This window comes from Saccharothrix coeruleofusca (assembly GCF_014648515.1).
GTDB classification, from domain to species: domain Bacteria; phylum Actinomycetota; class Actinomycetes; order Mycobacteriales; family Pseudonocardiaceae; genus Actinosynnema; species Actinosynnema coeruleofuscum.
The window spans coordinates 472086-493932 of record NZ_BMRG01000001.1; the positions used below are offsets into that span (position 1 = coordinate 472086).

Consider the following 21847-nt stretch of genomic DNA (forward strand, 5'->3'; position numbering starts at 1 on the left):
GGGCTCTGCTGCGTCTGCGGGAGCGAACGCCTGCCGTGCCGCACCAGCGTTGAACTCGCCCTACCTGGAGGTTCGACTCGTCGGACGGGTAGGGGCGAGGCCCCCGAAGCGGCTTCGGGGGCCTCGCGCGTAGAGCCGTCAGGGGCGCAGACCCCGCAGGCACTCCAGCAGGTCCTCCATGGCGAACACCGTCTTGTCCAGGTGCGGGTTGCCGGTGCTCGGCCGCACCTTGACCACCTGCGGGTCGTGGTCGCTGGCCTGGTCGGCGAACTCGGCGTTGATGTGCACCACGTCGTACCGGTACCGCGTCATGTTCGAGCTGATCAGGATGTGGTCGAGGGTCTGCGAGTTGCCCTCGTGCACGTAGCTGTACCGCTCGTTCGGGGGCAGTGTGCTGATCAGGTCGACGATGGTGCCGCCCGAGGTCAGCGTGCCCAGCGCGGGCGAGAACTGGTAGTCGTTGATGTCACCGGCGAGCACCACGTTCGCGCCCCGGTCGACCGACTTCACCTGGTCCACGAACGCCTTCAGCGCGGCGGCCTGCTGACCCCGCTGGACCTCGGAGCCGCGCACCGGGGCCTGGTAGCGGCCGTGCATGGCCTGGTCGCCCCCCTTGGAGTTGAAGTGGTTGGCCACCACGAACACGGTCCGGCCGCGGAAGGTGAACTCGCCCGCCAGCGGCTTGCGGCTGTTCTCCCACGCCGGGTTGGCCGGGTCGACGCGGCCGGGCGAGACCGACAGCGCCGCGCGCCCGCCCCGCTTGACCACCGAGACCGGCGTGGTGGCGTCGCCGCCGGGCCGGTCCACGAACGACACGCGGGCCGGGTTGAACAGGAACGCCACCCGGATGTTGCCGCCCGGCTCGCCGCCGTCGGCCTTGTTCCTCGGGTCGATCTGCCGCCACTGGTAGCGCGGGCCGCCCGCGGCGGCGATGGCCGCGGTGAACCTGGCGTAGGTCTGGTCAGCGGCCACCGTGCCGTCGTCGGTCGCGCCGTTGTTGTCCTGGATCTCCTCCAGCACCACCACGTCCGGGCCGGCCAGGTTGGTCACCACGGCCGAGGCGAGCCGGTCGAACTTGGCCTGCTGGTCGGCCGGGGACAGGTTCTCGACGTTGTAGGTCGCCACGGACAGCTCGAACTGCCGGGTCGCGTCGGTCTTCTCCGGCGCGATGCCGCCGGGCACGTGCTCGCCCACGGACTTGGCCGCCAGGGTGTAGCCACCGAAGTCGGTGTACTCGATGTTGCCCACGGTCGCGCCGCGCCACACGTCGCCCACGTTGCTCTTCGGCGGCGTGGCGCTGCCCGGCTTGACCTTGATGCGGCCGTTGTTGGGCTGGTCGTAGCCGAGGTAGACGGTGCCGCCGCGCGGGGTCGGGTTCTGCGCGGGCTTGGTCGTGACGAAGGTCTCGCCGTAGCCGTTGGTCGGGCCGACCACGCGCAGGTCGTCGGCCCGCACCGCCATGCCCTCGCGGGACTCCAGCCAGTCCAGCGCGTAGGTGGCCGGGTCCAGGGGCAGGCCCTCGATGTCGCCGCCGGAGCCCGCGGTGGGCAGGTAGCCGTCGGGCAGCGCGATGACCTCGGGCTCGGGCAGCGGGTTGCCGCTGGAGAGCACGGTCACCGTGGCGGAGGTGAGCTCGGTGAGCGTCTGGTTGGAGTTGCTCGCCGCGCTGCCGCCCGGTCGGTACTCCGCGACCGTGCCGCTGACCAGCACGGAGTCGCCCGGCTGCACGGTCGGGGCGAGGCCCGCGGTGTAGACGAACAGGCCCTCGCTGGTGCGCGGGTCGGTGTCGGGGGCGGTGTCCTGGAACCAGAAGCCGCGGTCGCCGGTGGCGCGGGTGGCGGTGACCACGCCGGGCACGCCGGTGACCTTCTGGCCCAGCAGCGGCGAGACGCGCGTGGTGCCCTGGATGTCGCGGATGCGCTTGTCACCGGGCTCCGGGTCGGGCTCGGGGTCCGGCTCCTGGCCGCCCGCGCCCTCGCCCTTGGCGTTGACCGGCGTCGGCGCGCCCACGGTGAAGTCCGCGGCGTTGTCGTCGGTGTCGGCGAGCTGGGGGCGCGCGGCGGAGGTGGTGCTGCTCAGGTTCCCGGTCGCCGTGCCTTCGCGCACCACCGTGGCCGAGCCGTAGCCGACCAGGTCCCGCACGCGCTCGTCGGCGGCGCAGTCGGCGGCGGTCTTGCAGGTCAGCGGCGTGGTGGCGGTGACGAGCGCGACCGTGCCGCCCGAGCCCGCCATGGCGATCGAGCCGGTGGCGTCGGGAGCGGGCAGCTCGACCGTGCCGCCCGAGCCCTTGGCCTGGGCGACCAGGAACCGCCCGCCCGAGGCGATGGCCCCGCTCAGCGGCGTGACCTGCCACTGGCTGGCCGCGCTGGCGCTCGCGGGCAGGTACTGCACGCTCCACCCGTCGACCGCGACCGGCGCGGACCCCCGGTTGGCCAGCTCGACGAAGTCCTGGGTCAGCGTGGCCCCGGAGTTGCCCCCGCCGCCGTACACCTCGGCGATCAGGGCGTCCGTGCTGGGCGCCGCGACGGCGGGCACGGCCAGGGCGAGCGAGGCGGCGGTCGCGGCGGTGGCCGCTATGCCTGCGCGGAGCGGGGTTGGTCTCACGGATTCCTCCGGTCATTGGCGGGTCCGCCGATCCTCCCTGGATCGAGTGAACGACGGAAGACGCCGTGACCAACGATTGACTGCGCCGAAATCACTCGAACGTGTGTTCGATGATGGTGTAGGGTCGTCGGTGAGAGCGCCGGCCGGTGGTCCCCTCCCAGGCACCGGTCGGCGTCCTTCCTCTCCGGTGCCGAACGCGGGTGCCCAGCGCCCGCCGCAGGCTGCCAGGGTGCGATGCACCCTGGTTCCCCCACCACCACCGGCCGATCGTCGAAGGTGACACGACGAGAGGAGCCGGTGATGGCACCGCACACCAGGCGCGGGTTCGGCGCGATCGCCCTCACCGCGGGCGGTCTGGCGCTGGCGGGCGCCCCCGCGCAGGCGAGTCCGGGACGGCGGGACAACAAGGCGATCGTGCTCGAAGCCGTCGCGCGGCAGAACAGCGGCGGCAGCTTCTACGACTTCCTGCACCCCCGGGTGCGGTGGACGATCGTCAACGGTCGCACCTACCGCGACAAGCAGGAGTTCCTGGTGGAGGGCGCGGCCCCGATCCTCGACCGCCTGCGGACGGTCCTGCGCATGACGCCCACCTCCCTGCTGGAGGAGGGGGACACCGTCGCCTACCAGTTCACCGCCGACGCGACCGCCCTGGACGGGCAGCCGTACCACAACGACTACTGCTGGTTGCTCACCTTCCGCCGGGGCCTCATCGTGCGGGCGCACGCCTACCTGGACATGGTCGCGGTCCGCGAACTGATCGACCGGGTGCCACTACCCGCGTGACGGGGACGTCCCCCATCCACTCTTGCCCCTGACACCGACGTCAGGTCCTACCGTGCCCGTGCCGAGCCGATCCGGCTCCGCAGCGGACACGGAGGACGGGAACAACCATGGATTCGCCACAGGGCAGGACCGCCGTCATCGTCGCGGGCCGGGTGTTCGTCCCCGCCGAAGACGTCGAAGCGTTCATCGCCGAGGCGCGGGCGACGTACCCGGTCGCCGCGGCGAACCCCGGCAACGTGCTGATCTCGTTCAGCGTGGAGGACGCGGCGGCCGGAGCCGTCACCGTGCTGGAGCAGTGGACCTCGCAGGAGGCGCTCGACCGGCACCTGGCCACCCCGGAGGTCCAGGCGATCTTCGCCAAGTGGGGTCCGCGGATGCGCAACGAGGTGCGCGAGTTCGACGCCCTCGACGAACGCGACCCCCGCGCCTGAGCACCCACGCGCTCGGGCAACGGCGGTTACGCCCGCGTGCGGCGCCCACCGGTACGGGTGCGGTAGACCCCCGTCCCGGACAGGAGTCGGAGGTGACCGTGAGCGTTTCCATGACGCCCGAGGAGAAGGTCGCCCGCCGAGCCGCCGAAGTGCCGCTTCCCCCGCCGTCACCCGCCACTCCTCGCCCTCACCCTGTTCGCCCAAGTGCCGGAACCCAGGGCTGGCCCCACTGGCGCAGACGCCACCGCACCGCGCCGAACAAGCCCACCACCAGCGAGGACAGGCACAACACCACGAACTGCGGCTGTGGAGCGCTAAGGGTCCAGCTTGAGTGAGCCGTGGCCGACGTTGGTGCTGTCGGCGATGGCCCGGATCAGGTGCAGCAGCGCGTTGTGGAGTTCGTCGGTCATGCGGTTCTCGGCGACGCCGCGGAGGAACACGAGGTTGATGCCCCTGATCGCGGCTCGCCCCGCGGCTCCGAGCAGGTCGTCGCGATCGGCTCCCTCGAGGGGGAAGTCGGTCACGGGGGTCCGTTGCGAGACCTCGGCCTCCGCCATGGCGACCACGCCGGGGTTGGCCAGGGCCACGGCGCGGGTGAGCGCGGCTTCCTCCCGGTCGACGTTGTCGCGCAGGTCGTGCCACCACCTGTCCACCAGACCGATGAAGTCCAGGCCGGGCTCCTCCTGGTGTATCGCGATGAGCCGCCGCTCGATGGACGCCGGCCACTCGGTGATGAAGTCGAGCTTCGACGGGAAGTAGCCCGTCACGGTCCGTGGCGCGACTTCGGCCGCCTCGGCGATGTCGGCGATCGTGGTCCGCTCGTACCCGCGTTCGGTGAACAGGCGCAGGGCTGTGTGCAGGATCAGCCGCCGTCGTCGCGCTTTGGACCGTTCCCGAAGCCCCGGACCGTCACTGGTCACCGCAACTCTCCCGCACTCCGTCGATCACCGCCTGTGCACACCTCAGCGTACTGCACCCAAGGCAAAAATGCCTCCTTGCGCAAACTTGCCACGCATGGCAATCTTTTGCCAGGCGGTCGAAGTCGATCACCACCGAGTCCGGGAGCAACGGCTTCCCGGACGAACGGCCTGAGAGGCACAACCATGAGCATGTCCTACGCAGACGCCGCCGGCTTCCCGGTCAGCGAGCCCACCCCCATCCTCAGCTACAGCCCCTTCACGCTCGAGGTGCCGGGCAGGCCCGTGCCGCTGGAGATCAAGATCTCGGCCCCCGTGACCGGGACCGACCTGCCGGTGATGCTGCTCTCGCACGGGCACGGCATGGCCAACTTCATCTCCTCGCTGCGCGGTTACGGCCCCGTCGCGGACTTCTGGGCCGCTCACGGGTTCGTCGTCATCCAGCCGACGCACCTGGACTCCACGGTGCTCGGGCTGCGCGAGCAGGACCTGCCCGACGCGCCGCTGTTCTGGCGCGACCGCGCCGTCGACATGCACACCGTCCTCGATCACCTGGAGGAGGTCCTCGCCGCGGTTCCGGGGCTGCCGGGCCGTGTCGACACCGAGAAGGTGGCCGCGGTCGGGCACTCGGCCGGTGGCCACACGGTCTCGCTGCTGCTGGGCTCGCAGGTGAGCGACCCGAACGACCCCAGGGAGAAGGACCTCTCCGATCCCCGCGTCAAGGCGGGCGTCGTGATCGGCGGACCGGGCATCGCCGACGAGCACTTCTCGTCGTGGGCCGCCGAGAACTACCCGATGATGAAGTACATCGACTTCGGGCAGATGACCGGCACCGCGCTGGTCGTCGCGGGCGACGAGGACCTGAACCTCAACTTCTCCTCCCGGCTCAGCTACCGCTGGGACGCCTACACCCACAGCCCCGGCGGGAACAAGACGCTGCTGACCTTCCTGGGCGCGGGGCACCTGTTCGGCGGGATCTCCGGCTACGACGCCGCGGAAACCTCCGACGAGAACCCCGAACGGGTTGCCGCGGTGCGCGCGATGGTGTGGGCCTACCTGCGTTCCCAGCTGTTCCCCGGCGACACGTCCTGGGACCTCGCCGTGAAAGCCCTGGAAGCGCAGGAGACGCCCCTGGCGAAGGTCGAAACCAAGTAGCCCGCGACGTGCGGCTCCTCGTCGCTCGGCAGAACGACGTGTGAGCCGCGCTCACCACCGCGGTCGCGGGTGGTGGCCGCGGTGGAGTCCGGCCGGGTCGAGGGCCATCGGCATCCCGACCCGGCCGAGCTGACCAATGCGGAGGACCGGAGCACCCCGTTCGCGGCGACGGCCGGCCACACGCCCGAGGAGCTGCTGGTCGGCGGCCCGTTGTGGCCCCGTCAGGCGGTGATGCGCCGACGCAACGCCGTGAGTCGATCCGTCGCCCGCGTGGACCGCACGTCGCTCAGCACCGCCTCCGCTCGCCCCACCAGGTCCCGCGCCTCGTCCAACCGATCGGTCTTCGCGTAGAGCGCCGCCAGGTCGATCATCCGTCCCGCCTTCCCGCGCAGCCGGTCCGCTCCCATGCGCGGGATGAGGTCCTCGAAGCGGCGGATCGCCTCACCGTCCTCACCCGCCGACATCAGGGCGAGGGTGATGATCGAGTCCATGTGCTCGGTGGTGAGGAAGTGCGCCCACGCGGGTCGGTCGCTGTCGCGTTGGGCGAGCTTCTCCGCCAGGGTGATGTGGCGAAGCGCGTCGCCACGCGCACCGGTCCGCGCGAGGTGCCCGGCCAGGCTCGCGTGCAGGTTCGCGCGCTCCAAGCCGCAGACCCGCCGGTCCGACAGCGCGACCTCGACCAGGTGGACGGCTTCGCCGGGGAGTGCGTCGCCGACCTGGGCGGCCATGTTCAGCAGCACGTGCGCGCGGAGGTCCGGATCAGCGCCCTTGTCCGCGGTGCGGAGCGCGAGCGCGGACAGCCTGTGCGCGCAACGGGTCCGGCCGGAGTCGAAGTACGTCCACGCGGTCCGGTCCGCGAGCGCGCCCACCGCTTCGCACAGCTCCACCCGAGTGTCGGCGCGCATCGAGGCGTCCAAGAGGCTGACCGCCCACCGGAGCGCGCCGCCGGACACGTGCGCGGCGACCTCACCGCCGTACCGGAGGTCCATCGTCGTGCAGACCGTCGCGGCCTGCCGCACGGCTTCGACCTCCGACCGGCCGACCTGTCTCGGCACGTCGGGCGCACCGAGGCCGTCGAGCAGTCGGGCCAGCGGGTCGGGGGTGGTGGTTCCGGCGAGCACCGCGGTGGCTGCCGCCAACAGCTCACGCCTGTTCACGTCCTCACCCAACCCCTGTGCGCCGAGCGCACGCTCGTAGGCCGCTACCAGTTCGGGTCTCGCTGCGCGCTGACCATTCTCCACCATCCCGAGCAGCGATTTGCTGTAGTGAGTGCGTCGCGCCAGAACTCCCAAACTGACCCCTGCGGCCCGCCGGGCCGCCCGCAGTGCTCTCGCCGTTTCGAACATGAAGACCGTCTCCCGCGCTGTGGACGGCTGTGGACCTCGGAACCGTTCCCATGGCGTTCCGCTGCGGTCACGCTACTCACAGGACATACGCCCTTGGAGCGGATCGAGATCTTTCCTCCGATGGGATTACCGATTCCGCTAGTGGAGTGAATCGCGCGGGAATGAGGGAGCCATGACACCGCCTATCGTCAAGTCACCGGCTGAGAGGTTGATTTCCGACGTCCTCCGCAGCCGACTCGTCCAGCAGCTCATCAATGAGCACGCGGGAATGACGGGCGACGAAGCGACCCGCATCGTGGATGCGACCACGGCGTTCCTGAAGGTGTGCGCCGATAACCCGAATGGCCACTTCCGGCCGAGCCGGCGAGTGGACCTCGGCTGGCACCAGTTCATCCTGAACACCACCGACTACGCGGAGTTCTGCGAGCGTGTGGCGGGTCGGTTCCTGCACCACGTGCCCGAGGAGTTCACCCCGCCACGTGCGGCGAAATCCGACACCGCGAGGATGCTCGCACCTACGGTGAACGCGATGCGTGCCGCCGGCTTCACCGTCGACCCGGACCTGTGGGTCCTCACCGCGTCCGGCTCGTGCACACAGTGCCACTCGGGGTGCACCAGCTGCGGTCAAGGCGACGACGATGGTGCGGCTGCCCGTGAAGGCACGCCCGCAGGGGCGGGGCGCTAGCCCCAGAACAGGAACAGGTGATGACGTCCCGTCGTGATTGGCACGACGTGCCTGAAAGGGTGCGGCAAGCTGTGGAGCAACACACCGGCCCGGCGTCGGGCGCGAAGTCGCTGAGGGATGGTCGGAATTCCGAACTCGCCGTCACCCTCACCACGCCATCGGGATCGGTGTTCTGCAAAGGAATCACGACGGGCTCATCACTGTCGGCCATGCACCGCAATGAGCTGGCGATCGGCTCCCACCTGCCCGACGACCTCGCTCCGCGCCTGCTGTGGCACGTCGAGGCGGACGGGTGGCTGGTCCTCGGGTTCGAGCACGTGACCGGCCACCACGCCGACCTGTCCCCCGGCTCGGCGGACCTCCTCGCGGTCGCCGACGCGGTAACCCGGATCAGGTCGGTACCGCCACCGCAGGCCCGACCGATGGCGAGCCAGTGGACGCGGGCGCTCAAGGTCGAACTCGACTTGCCCCTCTCGAACGACGCCGATCCGTGGTCCGCTGCCAACGCGGGGCTCATCGCCGAGTGGGCCGCGAAGGCACCTGATCAGCTGGATGGGAACCGCCTGGTCCACTCCGACCTCAACCCGGCGAACTTCCTGGTGGCCGACACCGCGAAAGTGGTCGACTGGGCTTGGTGGCGCACCGGGGCGGCGTGGATCGACACCGCCTTGCTCGTCATCCGCCTCATCGCCGCCGGGCACCGACCCGAGGCGGCGGAGCAGTGGGCGTACCAGTCGCCGGACTTCGCCTCGACGCCACCTGACGCCGTGACGGCATTCGCCGCGTCGGTCCTCCGCCTCTGGGAACGCCGATTCGCGACCACAACGGCCACAGCCGCTGCTCGCGCGTGGACGCGGCACCGGATGAGCAGGCACCACGCCCTGGGCATCGGCTGACTACCCGAAAAAGAGATCGGGATCCCTTCTTCAGCGGTGGCGGTGGAATTCAGCCCTACAAAGGTTTGAACCTCACACGCTGAAGTGGCATCGGGAACGCCGAAAGCGTGTCCCGACGGGCTTGAACTCTCTTACATCAAGAGGCTGTCGACGCCATGGAGGGAGGGGCTCAGGAGCGGATCAGCCCCTCGACAATCCTGAACCGGTCATCAGTCCGCGTGGACGGCATCCGGGCCGCATACCCCCTGGCGCGGTCCAGTACCGCCCCAGCGGCATCCAGCGCCCCGGTACGGGCGTAGGACTCCGCTAGCCACGAGAGGTAGAGAGCCACCTCCCGGGAGTGCTCCTCGGGGTATGTGGCGACCGCTCCGGACAACAGCGGTTCGGCCCTGCCAGGTGCACCCAGCTCGATCATGCAACGTCCGGCCATGACGTCGATTTCGGCTCTGTTGAGCCAGTAGACCCACTCAGGTTCTTCGATGCCGGGTGACCTCTGCTCATACGCGTCGTCCACCGCGTCCAGCGCGCGGAGCGTCGCGTCACGATCTCTGGTCCTGGCACTGGCCCATGCCACCCGTTCCAGGAGCAACGCTCGGACGAGCGGGGTCGCGCTGTGTGCGCCTTTGACCGCAGTCCGCGCCAGGAGCAGCCCGTCCTCGGCATCACCAACGTTCGTGATCTGGTAGCTCAACGATGAGAACAGCTGCGCCCCGAGGGGTTCATCGCCCGCAGCCTTCGCCGCGAGCACCCCACCGACGTACAGCCGTTGGGCTTCGGCGTACTGCCCGGCATCACCGGCCACCCACCCGGCGAGTTGGGCGAGTTCGCCTGTCGCGGTGAGCAGCCGCCTGCCGATCGGTTCGGCGTAGGAGCCGTCACGCACCAGCGCTTCCGTCTCGGCCAACTCCCGGCGTATGGCGGGCAGCAGGTCGGCACTGCCGACCACGTCGTCCAGGTGCCTCAACTCGACCACGCGAGCTTCTACCGCGTCAGCCAAGGAAGCCCCCACTCTGCGCCCTGAACGCCGTTGCACGACCGTTGGCGAGTCCGCGACAAGCCACTCGTGCGCACGCCGGACAGGATCGCTCCCCATGGGCTCGCCGAGGTGGTCCTCGTAGGCCGTGACCACTTCCGGAACCGGTCGACGCTTTCCGTTCTCGATCAAGCTCAGGTACGCCTCGCTGTAATGGGTCAGTTGCGCCATTCGAGCGAGCGACAACCCGGAAGCCTTACGCGCCTCTCGCATAGCGTGGCCCAATTGCGACACACCGACCCCCGTTGTCAATGTCTGCAAACGCGCCAACCAGCGTCCCCGCACGTTGAGCGGGAAGCGCAAGCCGAGGCCACGCGGCAAAGCCACCAAGCACCGGAGACGCTGTGGCGGGATGCCCCCGGAGCCGCCCAGCTCGGCGGACGGCGGAGGCCCCCGGAGACGAGAACGGGGCCCAGCTGCGCTTCCGCAGCTGGGCCCCGTCTTCAGCGGTGGCGGTGGGATTTGAACCCACGGAGGCTTGCACCTCACACGCTTTCGAGGCGTGCTCCTTCGGCCGCTCGGACACGCCACCGCCGAGAACAATACAAGACCGCCGCCAGGTCCCCTAACCGGGGGTCACCGCCACGCGCGCATGGTCGCCGCGAGCTGGTGGCGGGCCCTGGCCAGGCGGCCCCGGACGGACTCCTCGGTGGTGCCGAGCGCGTCCGCGATCTCGGCGTAGGACAGGCCGTCCAGCTCGGCCAGCAGCCACACGGCGCGCTGCGCCGGGGGCAGGCCGCGCAGCGCCCGCCACAGCGCCTCCAGCGCCGCGAGCGCCTCGGCGCTGCGCTCGGGGTCGCGCGGGACGACGCCCGCGCCGACCGGGGTGGCGCCCCAGTCGGGCAGTTCGGCGGCGGGGTCGGTGCGCCTGCCCGCGCGGCTGCGCAGCACGGCCAGGCACTGCCGGTGCGCCACCCGGAACAGCCAGGTGCGCACGGCGGCGGGCTCGGTCAGGGCGGACAGCCCGCACCAGGCCGTGACGAACACCTCCTGGGTCACGTCCTCGGCGTCCGCGCGGTCGCCCAGCATCCGCAGCGCCATGCCGAGCACCCGCCCGGAGAACCGGTCCACCAGCAGCTCGAACGCGGCGCGGTCACCTCGGACGGCGCTGCTGACCAGCTCGGCGTCCGCGATCTCCACCCGGCTCATCGTGGCAGCGGGCGCACGGGAGCGCCGTGCGACGGCATCACCCGTGCGGGTGCGGCTCACAGCTCGGCGAAGAAGTCCTTCATCAGTGCCGCGCAGCGCTCTTCCAGCACCCCGCCGACCACCTCGGGCCGGTGGTTGAGCCTGCGGTCGCGCACCACGTCCCACAGCGAGCCCACCGCGCCGGTGCGGGGTTCCCACGCGCCGAACACCACCCGCGACACCCGCGCCAGCACCAGCGCGCCCGCGCACATGGTGCACGGTTCCACGGTGACCGCGAGGGTGCAGCCGGTCAGCCGCCAGCTGTCGCCGAACACCGCGGCGGCCTGGCGCAGGGCCAGCACCTCGGCGTGCGCGGTGGGGTCGCCGAGGGCTTCCCTGGCGTTGCAGGCGCGGGCCAGCTCCGCGCCGTCGGGGCCGAACACGACCGCGCCGATGGGGATGTCGCCGGTCTCCGGGGCCAGGCGGGCGGCTTGGACGGCCGCGGAGACCATCTCCTCGTCGGTCACGCCTGGATGGTGTCCAGCAGCTTGGTGAACTCCTCGCCGAAGCCGCACCGCTGCGCGATCATCTGCAGCTGCTCGTCCGGGTAGAGGTCCACCTCGTCCACGATGACCTGCAGCTCGTGCTGCGGCATCCCGAGATCGGCCAGCACCGCCAGGTCGCCCTCCGGCCACAGCTCGTCGTCCTCCTCGTCGGGCGGGTCCACCCGCAGGAGGTCGAGCACGTCGGCGGCGATGTCGTAGTCCAGCGCCGCGGCCGCGTCGGACAGCAGCAGCGACACGCCGCCCGGCACCGGTCTGAGGATGATGAAGAACTCGTCGTCCACCGCCAGCAGTCCGAAGACCGCCCCGGTGGAGCGCAGTTGACGCAGCTGTGTGATGGCCGCGTCGAGCTCGGACAGCGCGGCGCTGTCCATCCTGCTGCACCGCCAGCGGCCGTCCTCCCGGACCACCGCGACCGCGAAGCCGTTGACCGGCTCCTGCTCCGCCATGTGAACACCGTAGGGCCACCGGACCACACCCGGTAGCACGGGGGCCGCGGACGCGGGCGTCGGGGTGCGGCGGATGCCACTATCGATGGATGAGCGCAACTCTCCCGCACGTGCAGACCACCGCGTCGGACCCCCGCTTCACCGGGCTGGTGGAGGCGGCCAGGGCGCTGCAGCCCAGGACAGTGGCCCTGCGGCGACTGCTGCACAAGCACCCCGAGCAGGGCTTGCGCCTGCCCGCGACGCAGGCCGCCGTGCTGCACGCGCTGGAGGGCCTGCCCCTGGAGGTGACCACGGGCAAGTCGACCTCCTCGGTGGTGGCGGTGCTGCGCGGGGCGCGGCCGGGGCCGACCGTGCTGCTGCGCGGCGACATGGACGCGCTGCCGCTGCGGGAGGAGACCGGCCTGGCCTACGCCTCCGAGGTGGAGGGGTCGATGCACGCCTGCGGCCACGACACGCACGTGGCGATGCTCGCCTCGGCGGCGCGGCTGCTGTGCTCGCGCCGCGACGCGCTGTCGGGGCAGGTGGTGTTCATGTTCCAGCCCGGCGAGGAGGGCCACCACGGCGCGCGGTACATGCTGGAGGAGGGCCTGCTGGGCGCGGCGGGCGCGCCGGTGGAGAAGGCGTTCGCCCTGCACATCACCTCGACCCTGCAGTCGGGCGTGGTGGTGTCGCGGCCGGGCCCGGCGATGGCGTCGGCGGACACGTTCAAGGTGACGGTGACCGGGCGCGGTGGTCACGGCGGGATGCCGCACGACGCGATCGACCCGGTGCCGCCCGCCGCGGCGATGGTCGGCGCGCTGCAGACGATGGTCGCCCGGCGGGTCAGCGTGCACCACCCGGCGGTGGTCACGGTCGGCCACATCAAGGCGGGCACGACGAACAACATCATCCCGGAGACGGCGCTGCTGGAGGGCACCATCCGCACGCTGTCGGAGGAGACCAGGCAGCTGGTGCGCCGGGAGCTCAAGCAGGTGTGCCAGCACGTCGCCGCCGCGCACGGCTGCGCGGCGCGGGTGGAGGTCGTCCCCGGCTACCCGGTGACGGTGAACGACGAGGTGGTCGCCCCGCGCGTGCTGGAGGTGACCGCGGCGGCGCTGGGCTCGCGGTGGGTCGCGCCGATGGAGGACCCGCTGATGGGTGCCGAGGACTTCTCCTACGTGCTGCGCGAGGTGCCCGGCGCGATCGCGTTCCTGGGCGCCTGCCCGCGCGGCGTGGAACTGGCGAAGGCCGAGCCGAACCACTCCAGCCGCGTGCTGTTCGACGAGGCCGCGATGGAGCACGGCGTGATCGTCTACACGGCGTTCGCGCTGGACGCGCTGCGCTGAGCGGGCCGTGCGGGCAGGCGCGGCACCGGACCCGCGCCGCGCCGTCCCGCACCGGTGATCGGTTCCGCCGGCAGGATGTGCCCCGTGCGAGACGTGTGCGTGGTCGGACTGGGGTTGATCGGCGGCTCGGTGCTGCGCGCCGCGGTCGCGGCCGGGCGGACGGCCTGGGGCGCCACGGCGTCGGCCGAGGACGCCGGGCTGGCGGGCGCGGACGGCTTCGACGTGGTCGACCTGGCCGAGGCGCTGGGCCGGGCGCGGGAGTCCGACGCGCTGGTGGTGCTGGCGGTGCCGCTGCCCGCCGTGGAGGAGGTGCTGCGCAGGCTGCCGCCGGACGTGCGGCTGACCGACGTGGTGAGCGTGAAGGGGCCGGTGGCCGACCTGGTGCGGCGCAGCGCGCCCAGCGCCCGCTACGTCGGCGGGCACCCGATGGCGGGCAGCGCGGACTCGGGCTGGGCGGCGGGCGAGGCCGGGCTGTTCGCGGGCGCGGCGTGGGTGGTCACCGCCGAGGACGACGCGGACCTGGAGGTGCTGGGCGACGTGCTGCGGCTGGCGCTGGACGCGGGTGCGCACGTCGTGCCGACCACGGCGGCCGAGCACGACGCGGCGGTGGCGCGCGTGTCGCACCTGCCGCACCTGCTGGCCGCGGTGCTGGCCAGCGTCGGCGCGGACGGCGGCCCGCTGGCGCTGGCGCTGGCCGCCGGGTCCTTCGGCGACGGCACCAGGGTGGCGGGCACCCGCCCGGAGCTGGTCCGCGCGATGTGCGAGGGCAACCGGGTCGCGCTGCTGGCCGCGGTGGACGACGCGCTGGGCAGGCTGGGCGCGGCGCGCGGGTCGCTGGCCTCCACCGGCGGCCTGGCCAAGACCATCGACGCCGGTCACGCGGCCCGCGCGGCGCTGGTGGAGCGGCAGCGCGCCGAGCTGACCGAGGTGACCGTGGACCTGGGTTCGCCTCGGGCGCTGGAGGCGCTGCGCGCCCTGGGGTCGCGCGGCGGGCGGGTGGTCGGGTTCGACGGCACCACCGTGCGGGCGCAGACCGCGTAGGGGCGGATCTCGTAGGGTCGGGGCGTGGACCGACGCGGGTTCGTCGCCGTGGTCGCCGGGGTCGCCCTGCTCGGCGGCACCATCGCGGTGCTGCGCCAGGAGTCCGCGCCGCCACCGCCCGACGGGCCCTTCGCGCACTTCCTCGCCGAGGGCGTCGGCCACAGCACCGACGAGGGCTCCCCCGCCACCCCCACCGACCTGGCGTTGACCGCGCTGGACCTGACCAGTCTGCGGGTGGGCTGGCGCGGCACCGCCACCGGCGGCTACGAGGTGCGCTGGGCCGACCGGGTGCGGCTGGTGCGGGCCACCGAGACCGAGCTGACCGGCCTGCCCCCGAACGCGGACGTGCGGGTCGAGGTGCGCGCGCTGGACCCGCTGGGCAGGCGCTCCGCGCCCGCCACCGCCGAGGCGGTGCCCCGGCTGGCGCACGACGTGAGCTGGGCGGACCCGCTGGTGCACCCGGTCGACCGGTTCGACGGCCCGGAGGCGCTGGCCCCGCGCCGCTGGCGGGTGCTCGACGACGGCGTGGCCGACTGCCTGGGGCTGACCGGGGCCGCCGACAAGCGGTTGCGGATCACCTGCGACCGGGTGGACCTGCAGTCCAACGTGCCGGTGCGGCTGTCCCCGCCGCACCCGGACGGCGCGGTGGCGCGGGTGGTGCTGACCACCGACGGCCCCTCCGGGCTGGGCGCTGTCCGCGACGCGGGCGAGATCGTCGTGGCGCTGCTGCCCGAGCCGTTCCACGACTCCGGTCCGCTGACCGACCCGCTGCCGCCGGGCGCGGTCGCCCTGCGCGTCGGCGAGCGCGCGGCGGGCTTCACCACCGGCGAGGGCGTGCCCGCGACGACCCGCCGGGTGCCGGTGACCGGCCAGGTCCGGCCCCCGGTGAGCGGGGTGCGGCACCGCTGGGAGCTGCGGGTGCTGCCGGACGCGCTGGTCGCGCTGGTCGACGGCGAGGTGGTGGCGGCGGCCCCGGTGGCCGTGCCGTGGACCGCCGCCCGCGCCCGGCTGGCGTTCCGCGGCAGCAGGTTCACCCAGGTCGACAGCTTCGGCGTGGGCGGCGTCCCCGCGCCTGCCGAGGCGTCGTCGCTGGTGCTGCTGGGCCCCGGCACCCCGGACGGCGACGACGCCGTGTCACTGGGCCACGTCCCCGCCGAGCGGCTGGCGGGCGGCACGTCGGTGCGGGTGGTCGCCGCGGTCGGGGCCGCGGCGGGCGCCCGGCTCACCGTCCGGTTCGGCGACCGGTCGGCGCCCGCGCGGGTCGTGGGCACCGACATGTTCGGCACCCTCGTGCACGCGGACTTCCCGCTGCCCGCGCCGGGCGGCGCGCAGGTCCGGGTGCTCGGCGACGGGGTGGGGGTGCTGCGGTCGCACCTGGTGGTGTCGGACGGGCCGGACGCGGTGCGCCCGCTGCCCCGGCTGCTCGAACGCGAGACCCCCGGTCCGCGCGCGCCCGAGCCCGTGACCGCGGTGACCCAGCGGTCCGGCCGGGCCGAGGTGGTGGTCGAGCTGACCGCGCCGCGCGGTGGCGAGATCGCCGCCGTCGACGGCGTGGAGGTCGACCTGGACGGCGAGCGGGTCGCCGCCGTCCCCACCGGCGGGGCGGTGGGCGGGCGGCACGTGTTCACCCTGGACCTGGGCGGGCTGTCGACCGGCGGTCACCGGGTCGCCGTCCGCGCGGTGCCGGTCGACCGGCGGCTGGAGACCCGCCTGGCGGAAGAGGACTTCCAGATCCGCCCCCTGTAGCGCCTGCAAGTACCACCCGGTGGCGCCGAGCGGGCAGCTGCCTACTACCCGGCGGGGCTCGCACAGGTCTCGGGTGCGCAACGGGGTGGTGACCGCGATCACCCGGCGACCTAGCTTGGGGGCATGGACCGTCGACGGATCGCCGCGCTCGCCGCGGGCGCGGTGCTGTTCACCGGCGTGGTCGCGGTCCTGCGCGGCACCGGGGCCGACACCCCCGCCACCACGAGCGGCACGTCCGCCCCGCCGCCCACCTCGCTCGCGCCGTTCGCCGCCGAAGGCGTGCTGCTGCCCACCGCGGGCACACCGCCGCAGCCGCCCCGGGAGGTCCGGGTCGAGGCGGGCGGGCAGCGGCTGCGGGTGCGCTGGAGCGGTGACGCGCCCGGCTACGAGGTCCGCTGGGGCGCGGGCGAGGAGCTGGACCGCACCCGGCTGGTCGGGCTGTCCTCGGTGCAGCTGGACGGCCTGGAGAACGGGGTGGCGCACCGCGTCGAGGTGCGCGCGGTCGACGCCTTCGGCCTGCGCTCCGAGCCCGTGCGGGCCTCCGGCACCCCGCGCGAGGAGCCCCTGGACGACTACTGGCTGGTGGAGCGGTTCGACCAGCCCACCGCGCCGGACCCGACCCGCTGGCGGGTCGCCGCCGCGCCCGGTTGCGCCCGGACCGGTCCGGGCGCGGGCGACGACGGCCGCAGGCTGGTGATCAGCAGCTCCTGCGCGGCGGCCGCGGTGGCGCTGCGCTCGCGCACCCCGTTCGCGCTGCACGACGCGGACGTGCTGGGCCGGTTCGCGGCGGAGACCGACGCGCCCGGCGCGGACGGCGAGCTGTCCGTGGACCTGGTGCCCGGCCCGGTGACCTCGGTCAGCGGCGAGGCGCTGCCGCCCGACGCCCTGCGGGTGCGCGTGGCCACCGGCGGCAGCGGCACGTCCGTGGACGTCCTGGTCCCCGAAGGCGCGTCGACGCGGGCGCTGCGCGAGCTGCCCGCGCTGGAACCGGGGATCACCCACCGCTGGGAGGTGGTGCTGCGCCGCGACGGCGTGCGCGTGCTGCTGGACGGCGAGGCGGTCGCGGAGAGCCCGGTCGTGCCCCGGTGGCGCGAGGCGACGGCGCTGCTGTCGGTGTCCGGACCGACCGGGCAGCGCGTGCACGTGGACCGCGTGGCGTTCGACAGCGCACGCGCCGAAGCGCCGCCCACCGTGGTCCCGCCCCGGCTGGTCGTGGTCGGGGAGCAGCCCGACACGGCCGACACCGAGCCGGTCGACGGGGTGGCGGGCGGGCAGCTGCGGCTGACCCTGCTGCACTTCGAGGAGCCGACGACGCCGCCGGAGCTCACCGCGCTGGTGGCGGGCGCGTCGGTGCCGCTGCGCCCCGCCGTGCCGGGCACGCCGTGGCGGCCCGACACCGGCTACCCGCTGGTCGCCGACCTGCCCCCGGACCTGCTGCGGCAGAAGGCGGGCGGCGCGCTGGAGGTGGCCGTGCCCACCCCGTTCCGCAGCAGGCCCACCCACCTGGACCTGGAGCTCACCCCGGCCCCCGGCGCGCGGCCCGCGACCGCCCCGCCGGTCGATCCGCTGCCGCCCGCCGAGACCGCGCCCGCCAGGGTCGTCGGCGCGGTGCTGGACGCGGCCGGGCAGCCGGTGCCCGGCGGAACCCCGGTGCGGCCCGGCAGGCTGGTGCTGGACCTGGCGCTGGACGGCACGGCGGGCCAGCGCGCCACGGGCGTCGCCGGGCTGGCCGGGTTCACCCTGTGGCTGGACGGCGACCGGGTGGCCGCCGTGCCCACCGACGCGGACGGACCGGGCGTGGCCGGGCGCTACCGGCTGGCGCTGAACACCGGCGGTCTGGCCGAGGGGCCGCACATGATCGAGGTGCGGCTGTTCGGCAGTTCCGGTGAGACCCGCCCCACCTCGGCTTTCGTGCCGTTCTTCATCGGCCGGTGACAAAATGGCCCCATGCGCCGCCCGCTGATCCTCGACGCCGCCCGGACCCCGTTCGGCCGCTACCGCGGTGGACTGTCCGGGGTGCGCGTCGACGACCTGGCCGCGCTGCCGATCACCGAGCTGCTGCGCAGGCACCAGCCCGCGCTGGACCCGGCGCGGGTGGACGACGTGCTGCTGGGCAACACCAACGGCGCGGGCGAGGAGAACCGCGACGTGGGCCGGATGGCCGCGCTGCTGGCGGGCCTGCCGCCGACCGTGCCCGGCGTGGCGGTCAACCGGCTGTGCGCCTCCGGCGGCGAAGCGGTGGTGCAGGCGGCGCGGGCGCTGGCCATGGGTGACGCGGACCTGCTCGTCGCGGGCGGCGTGGAGGGCATGAGCCGGGCCCCGTTCGTCGTGCCGCGCCCCGATCAGGCGTTCCCCGAACGGATGGAATCGGTGTCCACCGCGCTGGGCTGGCGGCTGGTGAACCCGCGGATGCCGGACCGCTGGACGGTGCCGCTGGGCCGCGCGGCCGAGCAGGTGGCGGTGGAGCTGGGCATCACCCGCGAGCGGATGGACGCCTACGCGCTGCGCTCGCACCGCCGCGCCTCGGCGGCGTGGGACGCGGGCGTGCACGACGGCTTCGCGTTCCCGGTGCAGCTGCCGGACGGGACGGCGGTGCGGCGGGACGAGTCGGTGCGGCCGGAGACCAGCGCGGAGAAGCTGGCCAAGCTCAAGTCGGCGTTCACCGAAGGCGGCCCGGTGACGGCGGGCAACTCGTCACCGCTCAACGACGGCGCGGCGGCGATCCTGATGGGCACCGAGGCGGTGGCCTCGGAGCTGGGCCTGGCCCCGCTGGGCGAGGTGCTGGGCAGCGCGGTGACCGCCGACGAGCCGCACCGGTTCACCCTCGCGCCGGTGGCCGCGATCCGCAAGCTGCTGGCGCGGCTGAAGGTCTCCGCCGAGGACGTCGACCTGTGGGAGCTCAACGAGGCGTTCGCGGCGATGGCGCTGTCGGTGCTGCACCACCTGCCCGAGGTGGACCGGGAGAAGGTCAACGTGCACGGCGGGGCGATCGCGTACGGGCACCCGCTGGGGGCGTCGATGCCGCGCGTGGTGGTCGACCTGTGCAGGCACCTGCGGGCGCGCGGCGGCGGGCTGGGCATCGCGGCGGCGTGCGTCGGCGTGGGCCAGGGCATGGCCATCGCCGTCCGCGTCTGACGCCGGTCGCGTCCGACCCCTTTCGCGGACCGCCATTCGCCCGGTCGAGCGATCTCGGTGAGGCGGGTGAGTGGGCTAAATTCGGCGACAGCCGAGACCGCTAGGTCGAGGAAGTGGACCAGGGCAGGCTCCCGCCGGACGACGGACGCCCTGGTCTCGCGCTCTCGCCGGATCGCGGATGCCCGAGTTCACCGTCCCCGCACACAGATGGTCACCTACCCAGTCAGGTGATCTCGACGAGGTGGGGCGGTGGGCTGGGTTCGGTGGCAGCCGAGGTCGCTCGACCGAGGAAGTGAGCCCTGGTAGGCCCGTCGGACGGCGGGAGCCAGGGCTTCGCGCTGTCAGCGGAGCCGTAGGCGCGACGTTGACCGGAACCGGGCGCGCAAGCGTTTGCTCGCCCGATGCGGTGATCAGATGCGCTGCGCGACCCTCGGGTAGTCGACCACCAGGCCCTCGGCGTCGACCGTGATGTCCTCCTGGAACTCCCCGCTGGTGAACGACACCACCGAGTGCTCCTCCCCCACCGACACGGTCCGGTAGCTCTGCCGCACCAGCCGCACCGACAGGTCGGGCAGGCTGACGTGGACCACCGGCAGCTCGTGCTCGGCGGGCTCGCGGTGCAGGTTGAGCCGCCGGATGGGGATGGAGTTGAACATGACGGCGTACTGCACGTCGACGTCGATGGCCCCGTCGAAGTCCGCCCGCTCGGCGCCCTGGCCCCGGTCGACCAGCCACGCGCCCTCGGAGGACCGGCTCAGCGAGAGGTGCCGCTCCTCGGACACCGTCGCCGAGCGCAGCAGCAGCCGCGACACCGCGCCGGTCTCGCCGATGGACAGCTCGAACGACCCGCTGAACTGCTCCTCGGGTCCGGCCGCGACGAGCCTGCCGGAGGCGCGCAGCTTGCGCTCCGAGACCAGCACGCGGACCTGCTCCAGCCGCGGCACGGCGTAGCCCTGCCACGTGACCATGTGCGCGAGAGGAGAGCGGGCCTCCCCGCCGGGGGCGACCCGCTCAGCCGTGTTGAACGAGTTCATGGTGCTCCTTCGCACTCCCGACGCAGGGTACCCGAAGGCTCCCGGCGTCCCCAGTGACAGCGAAACGGCCCCCTCAGGACTCCCGAGGGGGCCGTTCGCGGTGGTGCTGCGGTGTTACGCGGTCTTGCGGCGGCGCATCACGATGATCGTGGCGGCACCGGCGCCGACCAGGCCCAGGCCGATCAGCAGCGGCACGAAGATCGACGCGCCGGTCGAGGCCAGGTCGTCGTTCTCACCGCCACCGGCGACCGCGGTGGTCGTCGTGGTGGTGGGCGCCGTGCTGGTGGTCGCCTCGGTCGTCGTGGTGGCCGGGGCCGTCGTGGTGGTGGTCGCCTCGGTGGTCGTGGTGGTGGTCGGCACCACGGCCTCGGCCCAGTCCGCCTTGGCGCCGACCTCGACCTTGACCTTGGACGGGGTGGCGATGATCAGCGACTGGGTCTTCTTGTTCCGGTCGCTGCTGACGAACAGGCGGCCGTGGCGCAGCTCGGCGTTGGCCTCGACGCTGAACTCGACCTTGCCGGGCTTGGTGCCCTGGGCGACGCTGACGTAGACCTCGCCGGTCTTGACGTCGGCCTGCGCGGCGAACTCGCCTTCCTTGGCGGTGGCCAGCTCGGTGCCGTTCTTGTCGGTCAGCTTGACGCCCTGGGGCAGGTCGGCCTTGAGCACGACCTTGTCCGCCGTGGTGGTCACGGTGAACGGGCCGATCAGCTCACCGGCCTTGCCGCTGAGCGACTCGGGGGCGACGCTCAGGGTCGGGCTGGGCTCCTGGTCGATGCCGGTGTTGGCGGCGCCGGTCAGGTACTTGTAGACCGCGAAGACGTCCTCGTCGGTCTTCTTGTCCTTGTCGGTGGCGTCCTCGCGCAGCACGGCGCCGTCGGTGTAGTGCCAGATCGCCGCCTGGGTGGCCGTGATGGCCTCCTTGGCGTCGATGTCCTTGCCGGTCTTCTCGCCCAGCACGGACGGCTTCACCTGCGGGTAGCTGTTGTGCAGGATCCAGTTGACGAACTTGCTGTTCTGCTTGAACTTCGTCTGCTCGTTCGGGTGCTGGTCCCAGGGCACCTCGGACAGCGGGGTGCCGTCCTTGAGCGGGGTGGGCAGCTCGACGCAGTAGGCGCGGGCGCGGGTGTCGGCGGCGCCCTCGGTGATCTTCAGGCCGATGAGGCTGGTGCCCTCGGACTTGTGCTTGCCCCGGTCGTCCAGGTTGACGGTGAGGCCGTTCTCGCCCGCACCGCGGTCGGGCTCGACCTTGACGGTGTCCGCGAACGCGGGCAGGGCGGCGGGCGCCATTGCCAGGGAGGCGCCGAGGATCGCAGCCCCGATCCGCGTCAAGTTCCGGGATGCCATGTGTCTCCTTGAGGCTCGCGAGGGTAGCCCGTTGGTGTAGTCAAGGCGGCGGTCCGTGCCGTTCGGTGGGCCTCCGCGCAGGGGCTCCGACACCAAATCGACAGGAATCGGCGGAACGATATCCGACTGGGGTACCCCGTTCAGCGGTGGTCAACCCATCAATTTTCGGCGGTTCTACCTGCGCAAATTCGCTACCACCATCCACTGTGGACGAATTCCGGCCCGGCGAATC

Annotated in this window: 19 protein-coding genes and 1 tRNA gene; 10 read left to right on the forward strand and 10 right to left on the reverse strand. The window is 72.9% G+C overall.

All coding sequences use genetic code 11. The features are described 5' to 3' along the window. Positions 1-138 precede the first annotated feature (138 nt). Positions 139-2604 (reverse strand): DUF8508 domain-containing protein, encoded by a 2466-nt coding sequence (locus IEZ00_RS02460; protein WP_189221358.1) that lies wholly within the window; start codon positions 2602-2604, stop codon positions 139-141. 300 nt (positions 2605-2904) lie between these two features. On the opposite strand from IEZ00_RS02460, the gene IEZ00_RS02465 reads away from it, so the two are divergent. Further along, a complete protein-coding gene (locus IEZ00_RS02465; RefSeq protein WP_189221359.1) occupies positions 2905-3387 on the forward strand; it encodes a nuclear transport factor 2 family protein in 483 nt (160 codons plus the stop codon). Positions 3388-3494: 107 nt separating this feature from the next. After that, positions 3495-3818, forward strand: coding sequence for a putative quinol monooxygenase (locus tag IEZ00_RS02470; RefSeq protein ID WP_189221360.1), 324 nt, complete (start codon positions 3495-3497; stop codon positions 3816-3818). 314 nt (positions 3819-4132) lie between these two features. Here IEZ00_RS02470 and IEZ00_RS02475 read toward each other — a convergent pair whose 3' ends face one another. After that, positions 4133-4738: a TetR/AcrR family transcriptional regulator gene (locus IEZ00_RS02475; RefSeq protein ID WP_189221361.1), complete on the reverse strand. Its 606-nt coding sequence runs from the start codon at positions 4736-4738 to the stop codon at positions 4133-4135. A 189-nt stretch (positions 4739-4927) separates the two neighbouring features. Between IEZ00_RS02475 and IEZ00_RS02480 the strand changes: the two genes are divergently transcribed. Further along, positions 4928-5890, forward strand: coding sequence for an alpha/beta hydrolase family protein (locus IEZ00_RS02480; protein ID WP_306344642.1), 963 nt, complete (start codon positions 4928-4930; stop codon positions 5888-5890). A gap of 221 nt (positions 5891-6111) precedes the next feature. Here IEZ00_RS02480 and IEZ00_RS02485 read toward each other — a convergent pair whose 3' ends face one another. Beyond that, positions 6112-7236, reverse strand: coding sequence for a helix-turn-helix domain-containing protein (locus IEZ00_RS02485; RefSeq protein WP_189221363.1), 1125 nt, complete (start codon positions 7234-7236; stop codon positions 6112-6114). 172 nt (positions 7237-7408) lie between these two features. On the opposite strand from IEZ00_RS02485, the gene IEZ00_RS02490 reads away from it, so the two are divergent. After that, positions 7409-7921, forward strand: coding sequence for a glycine-rich domain-containing protein (locus tag IEZ00_RS02490; protein WP_189221364.1), 513 nt, complete (start codon positions 7409-7411; stop codon positions 7919-7921). 20 nt (positions 7922-7941) lie between these two features. Then, on the forward strand, positions 7942-8817 hold the full coding sequence (locus IEZ00_RS02495) for a phosphotransferase (protein WP_229794922.1): 876 nt from the start codon (positions 7942-7944) through the stop codon (positions 8815-8817). Between the two features lie 169 nt (positions 8818-8986). Here the strand turns inward: IEZ00_RS02495 and IEZ00_RS02500 are convergent, their stop codons facing one another. The 5 genes from IEZ00_RS02500 to IEZ00_RS02520 form a co-directional block, all read right to left on the reverse strand. Continuing rightward, the gene (locus IEZ00_RS02500) at positions 8987-10135 is read right to left on the reverse strand and encodes a helix-turn-helix domain-containing protein (RefSeq protein WP_306344648.1); all 1149 of its coding nucleotides are present in this window, start codon (positions 10133-10135) and stop codon (positions 8987-8989) included. Positions 10136-10297: 162 nt separating this feature from the next. Further along, a tRNA-Ser gene (locus tag IEZ00_RS02505) sits at positions 10298-10382 on the reverse strand. A gap of 44 nt (positions 10383-10426) precedes the next feature. Continuing rightward, positions 10427-10990 carry an RNA polymerase sigma factor gene (locus tag IEZ00_RS02510; RefSeq protein ID WP_373293063.1) on the reverse strand — a complete coding sequence of 188 codons (564 nt, stop codon included), beginning with the start codon at positions 10988-10990 and terminating at the stop codon, positions 10427-10429. Between the two features lie 65 nt (positions 10991-11055). Further along, on the reverse strand, positions 11056-11490 hold the full coding sequence (locus IEZ00_RS02515) for a nucleoside deaminase (protein ID WP_189221743.1): 435 nt from the start codon (positions 11488-11490) through the stop codon (positions 11056-11058). A gap of 11 nt (positions 11491-11501) precedes the next feature. Further along, the gene (locus IEZ00_RS02520; protein ID WP_189221367.1) at positions 11502-11990 is read right to left on the reverse strand and encodes a tRNA adenosine deaminase-associated protein; all 489 of its coding nucleotides are present in this window, start codon (positions 11988-11990) and stop codon (positions 11502-11504) included. Positions 11991-12079: 89 nt separating this feature from the next. Here IEZ00_RS02520 and IEZ00_RS02525 point away from each other — a divergent pair, with 89 nt between their 5' ends. From IEZ00_RS02525 to IEZ00_RS02545, 5 genes are all read left to right on the forward strand, one after another. Then, entirely contained in the window at positions 12080-13315 is a 1236-nt protein-coding gene (locus tag IEZ00_RS02525; protein WP_189221368.1) for a M20 metallopeptidase family protein, read from the forward strand. A gap of 84 nt (positions 13316-13399) precedes the next feature. Next, entirely contained in the window at positions 13400-14356 is a 957-nt protein-coding gene (locus tag IEZ00_RS02530; RefSeq protein ID WP_189221369.1) for a prephenate dehydrogenase, read from the forward strand. Positions 14357-14380: 24 nt separating this feature from the next. After that, positions 14381-16102, forward strand: coding sequence for a fibronectin type III domain-containing protein (locus IEZ00_RS02535; protein ID WP_189221370.1), 1722 nt, complete (start codon positions 14381-14383; stop codon positions 16100-16102). Positions 16103-16225: 123 nt separating this feature from the next. Further along, complete coding sequence (locus tag IEZ00_RS02540; protein WP_189221371.1) at positions 16226-18037, forward strand: hypothetical protein; 1812 nt, start codon at positions 16226-16228, stop codon at positions 18035-18037. Positions 18038-18049: 12 nt separating this feature from the next. Further along, entirely contained in the window at positions 18050-19237 is a 1188-nt protein-coding gene (locus tag IEZ00_RS02545) for a thiolase family protein (protein WP_189221372.1), read from the forward strand. Positions 19238-19647: 410 nt separating this feature from the next. Here IEZ00_RS02545 and IEZ00_RS02550 read toward each other — a convergent pair whose 3' ends face one another. Then, positions 19648-20271: a putative glycolipid-binding domain-containing protein gene (locus tag IEZ00_RS02550; protein ID WP_189221373.1), complete on the reverse strand. Its 624-nt coding sequence runs from the start codon at positions 20269-20271 to the stop codon at positions 19648-19650. A gap of 114 nt (positions 20272-20385) precedes the next feature. Then, the gene (locus IEZ00_RS02555; protein WP_189221374.1) at positions 20386-21615 is read right to left on the reverse strand and encodes a thioester domain-containing protein; all 1230 of its coding nucleotides are present in this window, start codon (positions 21613-21615) and stop codon (positions 20386-20388) included. Between the last annotated feature and the right edge of the window lie 232 nt (positions 21616-21847).

Coding starts and splice junctions, on each gene's coding strand:
- IEZ00_RS02465 (WP_189221359.1), top strand. CDS start 2,905: ATGGCACCGCACACCAGGCGCGGGTTCGGCGCGATCGCCCTCACCGCG.
- IEZ00_RS02470 (WP_189221360.1), top strand. CDS start 3,495: ATGGATTCGCCACAGGGCAGGACCGCCGTCATCGTCGCGGGCCGGGTG.
- IEZ00_RS02480 (WP_306344642.1), top strand. CDS start 4,928: ATGTCCTACGCAGACGCCGCCGGCTTCCCGGTCAGCGAGCCCACCCCC.
- IEZ00_RS02485 (WP_189221363.1), bottom strand. CDS start 7,236: ATGTTCGAAACGGCGAGAGCACTGCGGGCGGCCCGGCGGGCCGCAGGG.
- IEZ00_RS02490 (WP_189221364.1), top strand. CDS start 7,409: ATGACACCGCCTATCGTCAAGTCACCGGCTGAGAGGTTGATTTCCGAC.
- IEZ00_RS02495 (WP_229794922.1), top strand. CDS start 7,942: ATGACGTCCCGTCGTGATTGGCACGACGTGCCTGAAAGGGTGCGGCAA.
- IEZ00_RS02515 (WP_189221743.1), bottom strand. CDS start 11,490: ATGGTCTCCGCGGCCGTCCAAGCCGCCCGCCTGGCCCCGGAGACCGGC.
- IEZ00_RS02520 (WP_189221367.1), bottom strand. CDS start 11,990: ATGGCGGAGCAGGAGCCGGTCAACGGCTTCGCGGTCGCGGTGGTCCGG.
- IEZ00_RS02525 (WP_189221368.1), top strand. CDS start 12,080: ATGAGCGCAACTCTCCCGCACGTGCAGACCACCGCGTCGGACCCCCGC.
- IEZ00_RS02540 (WP_189221371.1), top strand. CDS start 16,226: ATGGACCGTCGACGGATCGCCGCGCTCGCCGCGGGCGCGGTGCTGTTC.
- IEZ00_RS02545 (WP_189221372.1), top strand. CDS start 18,050: ATGCGCCGCCCGCTGATCCTCGACGCCGCCCGGACCCCGTTCGGCCGC.
- IEZ00_RS02550 (WP_189221373.1), bottom strand. CDS start 20,271: ATGAACTCGTTCAACACGGCTGAGCGGGTCGCCCCCGGCGGGGAGGCC.
- IEZ00_RS02555 (WP_189221374.1), bottom strand. CDS start 21,615: ATGGCATCCCGGAACTTGACGCGGATCGGGGCTGCGATCCTCGGCGCC.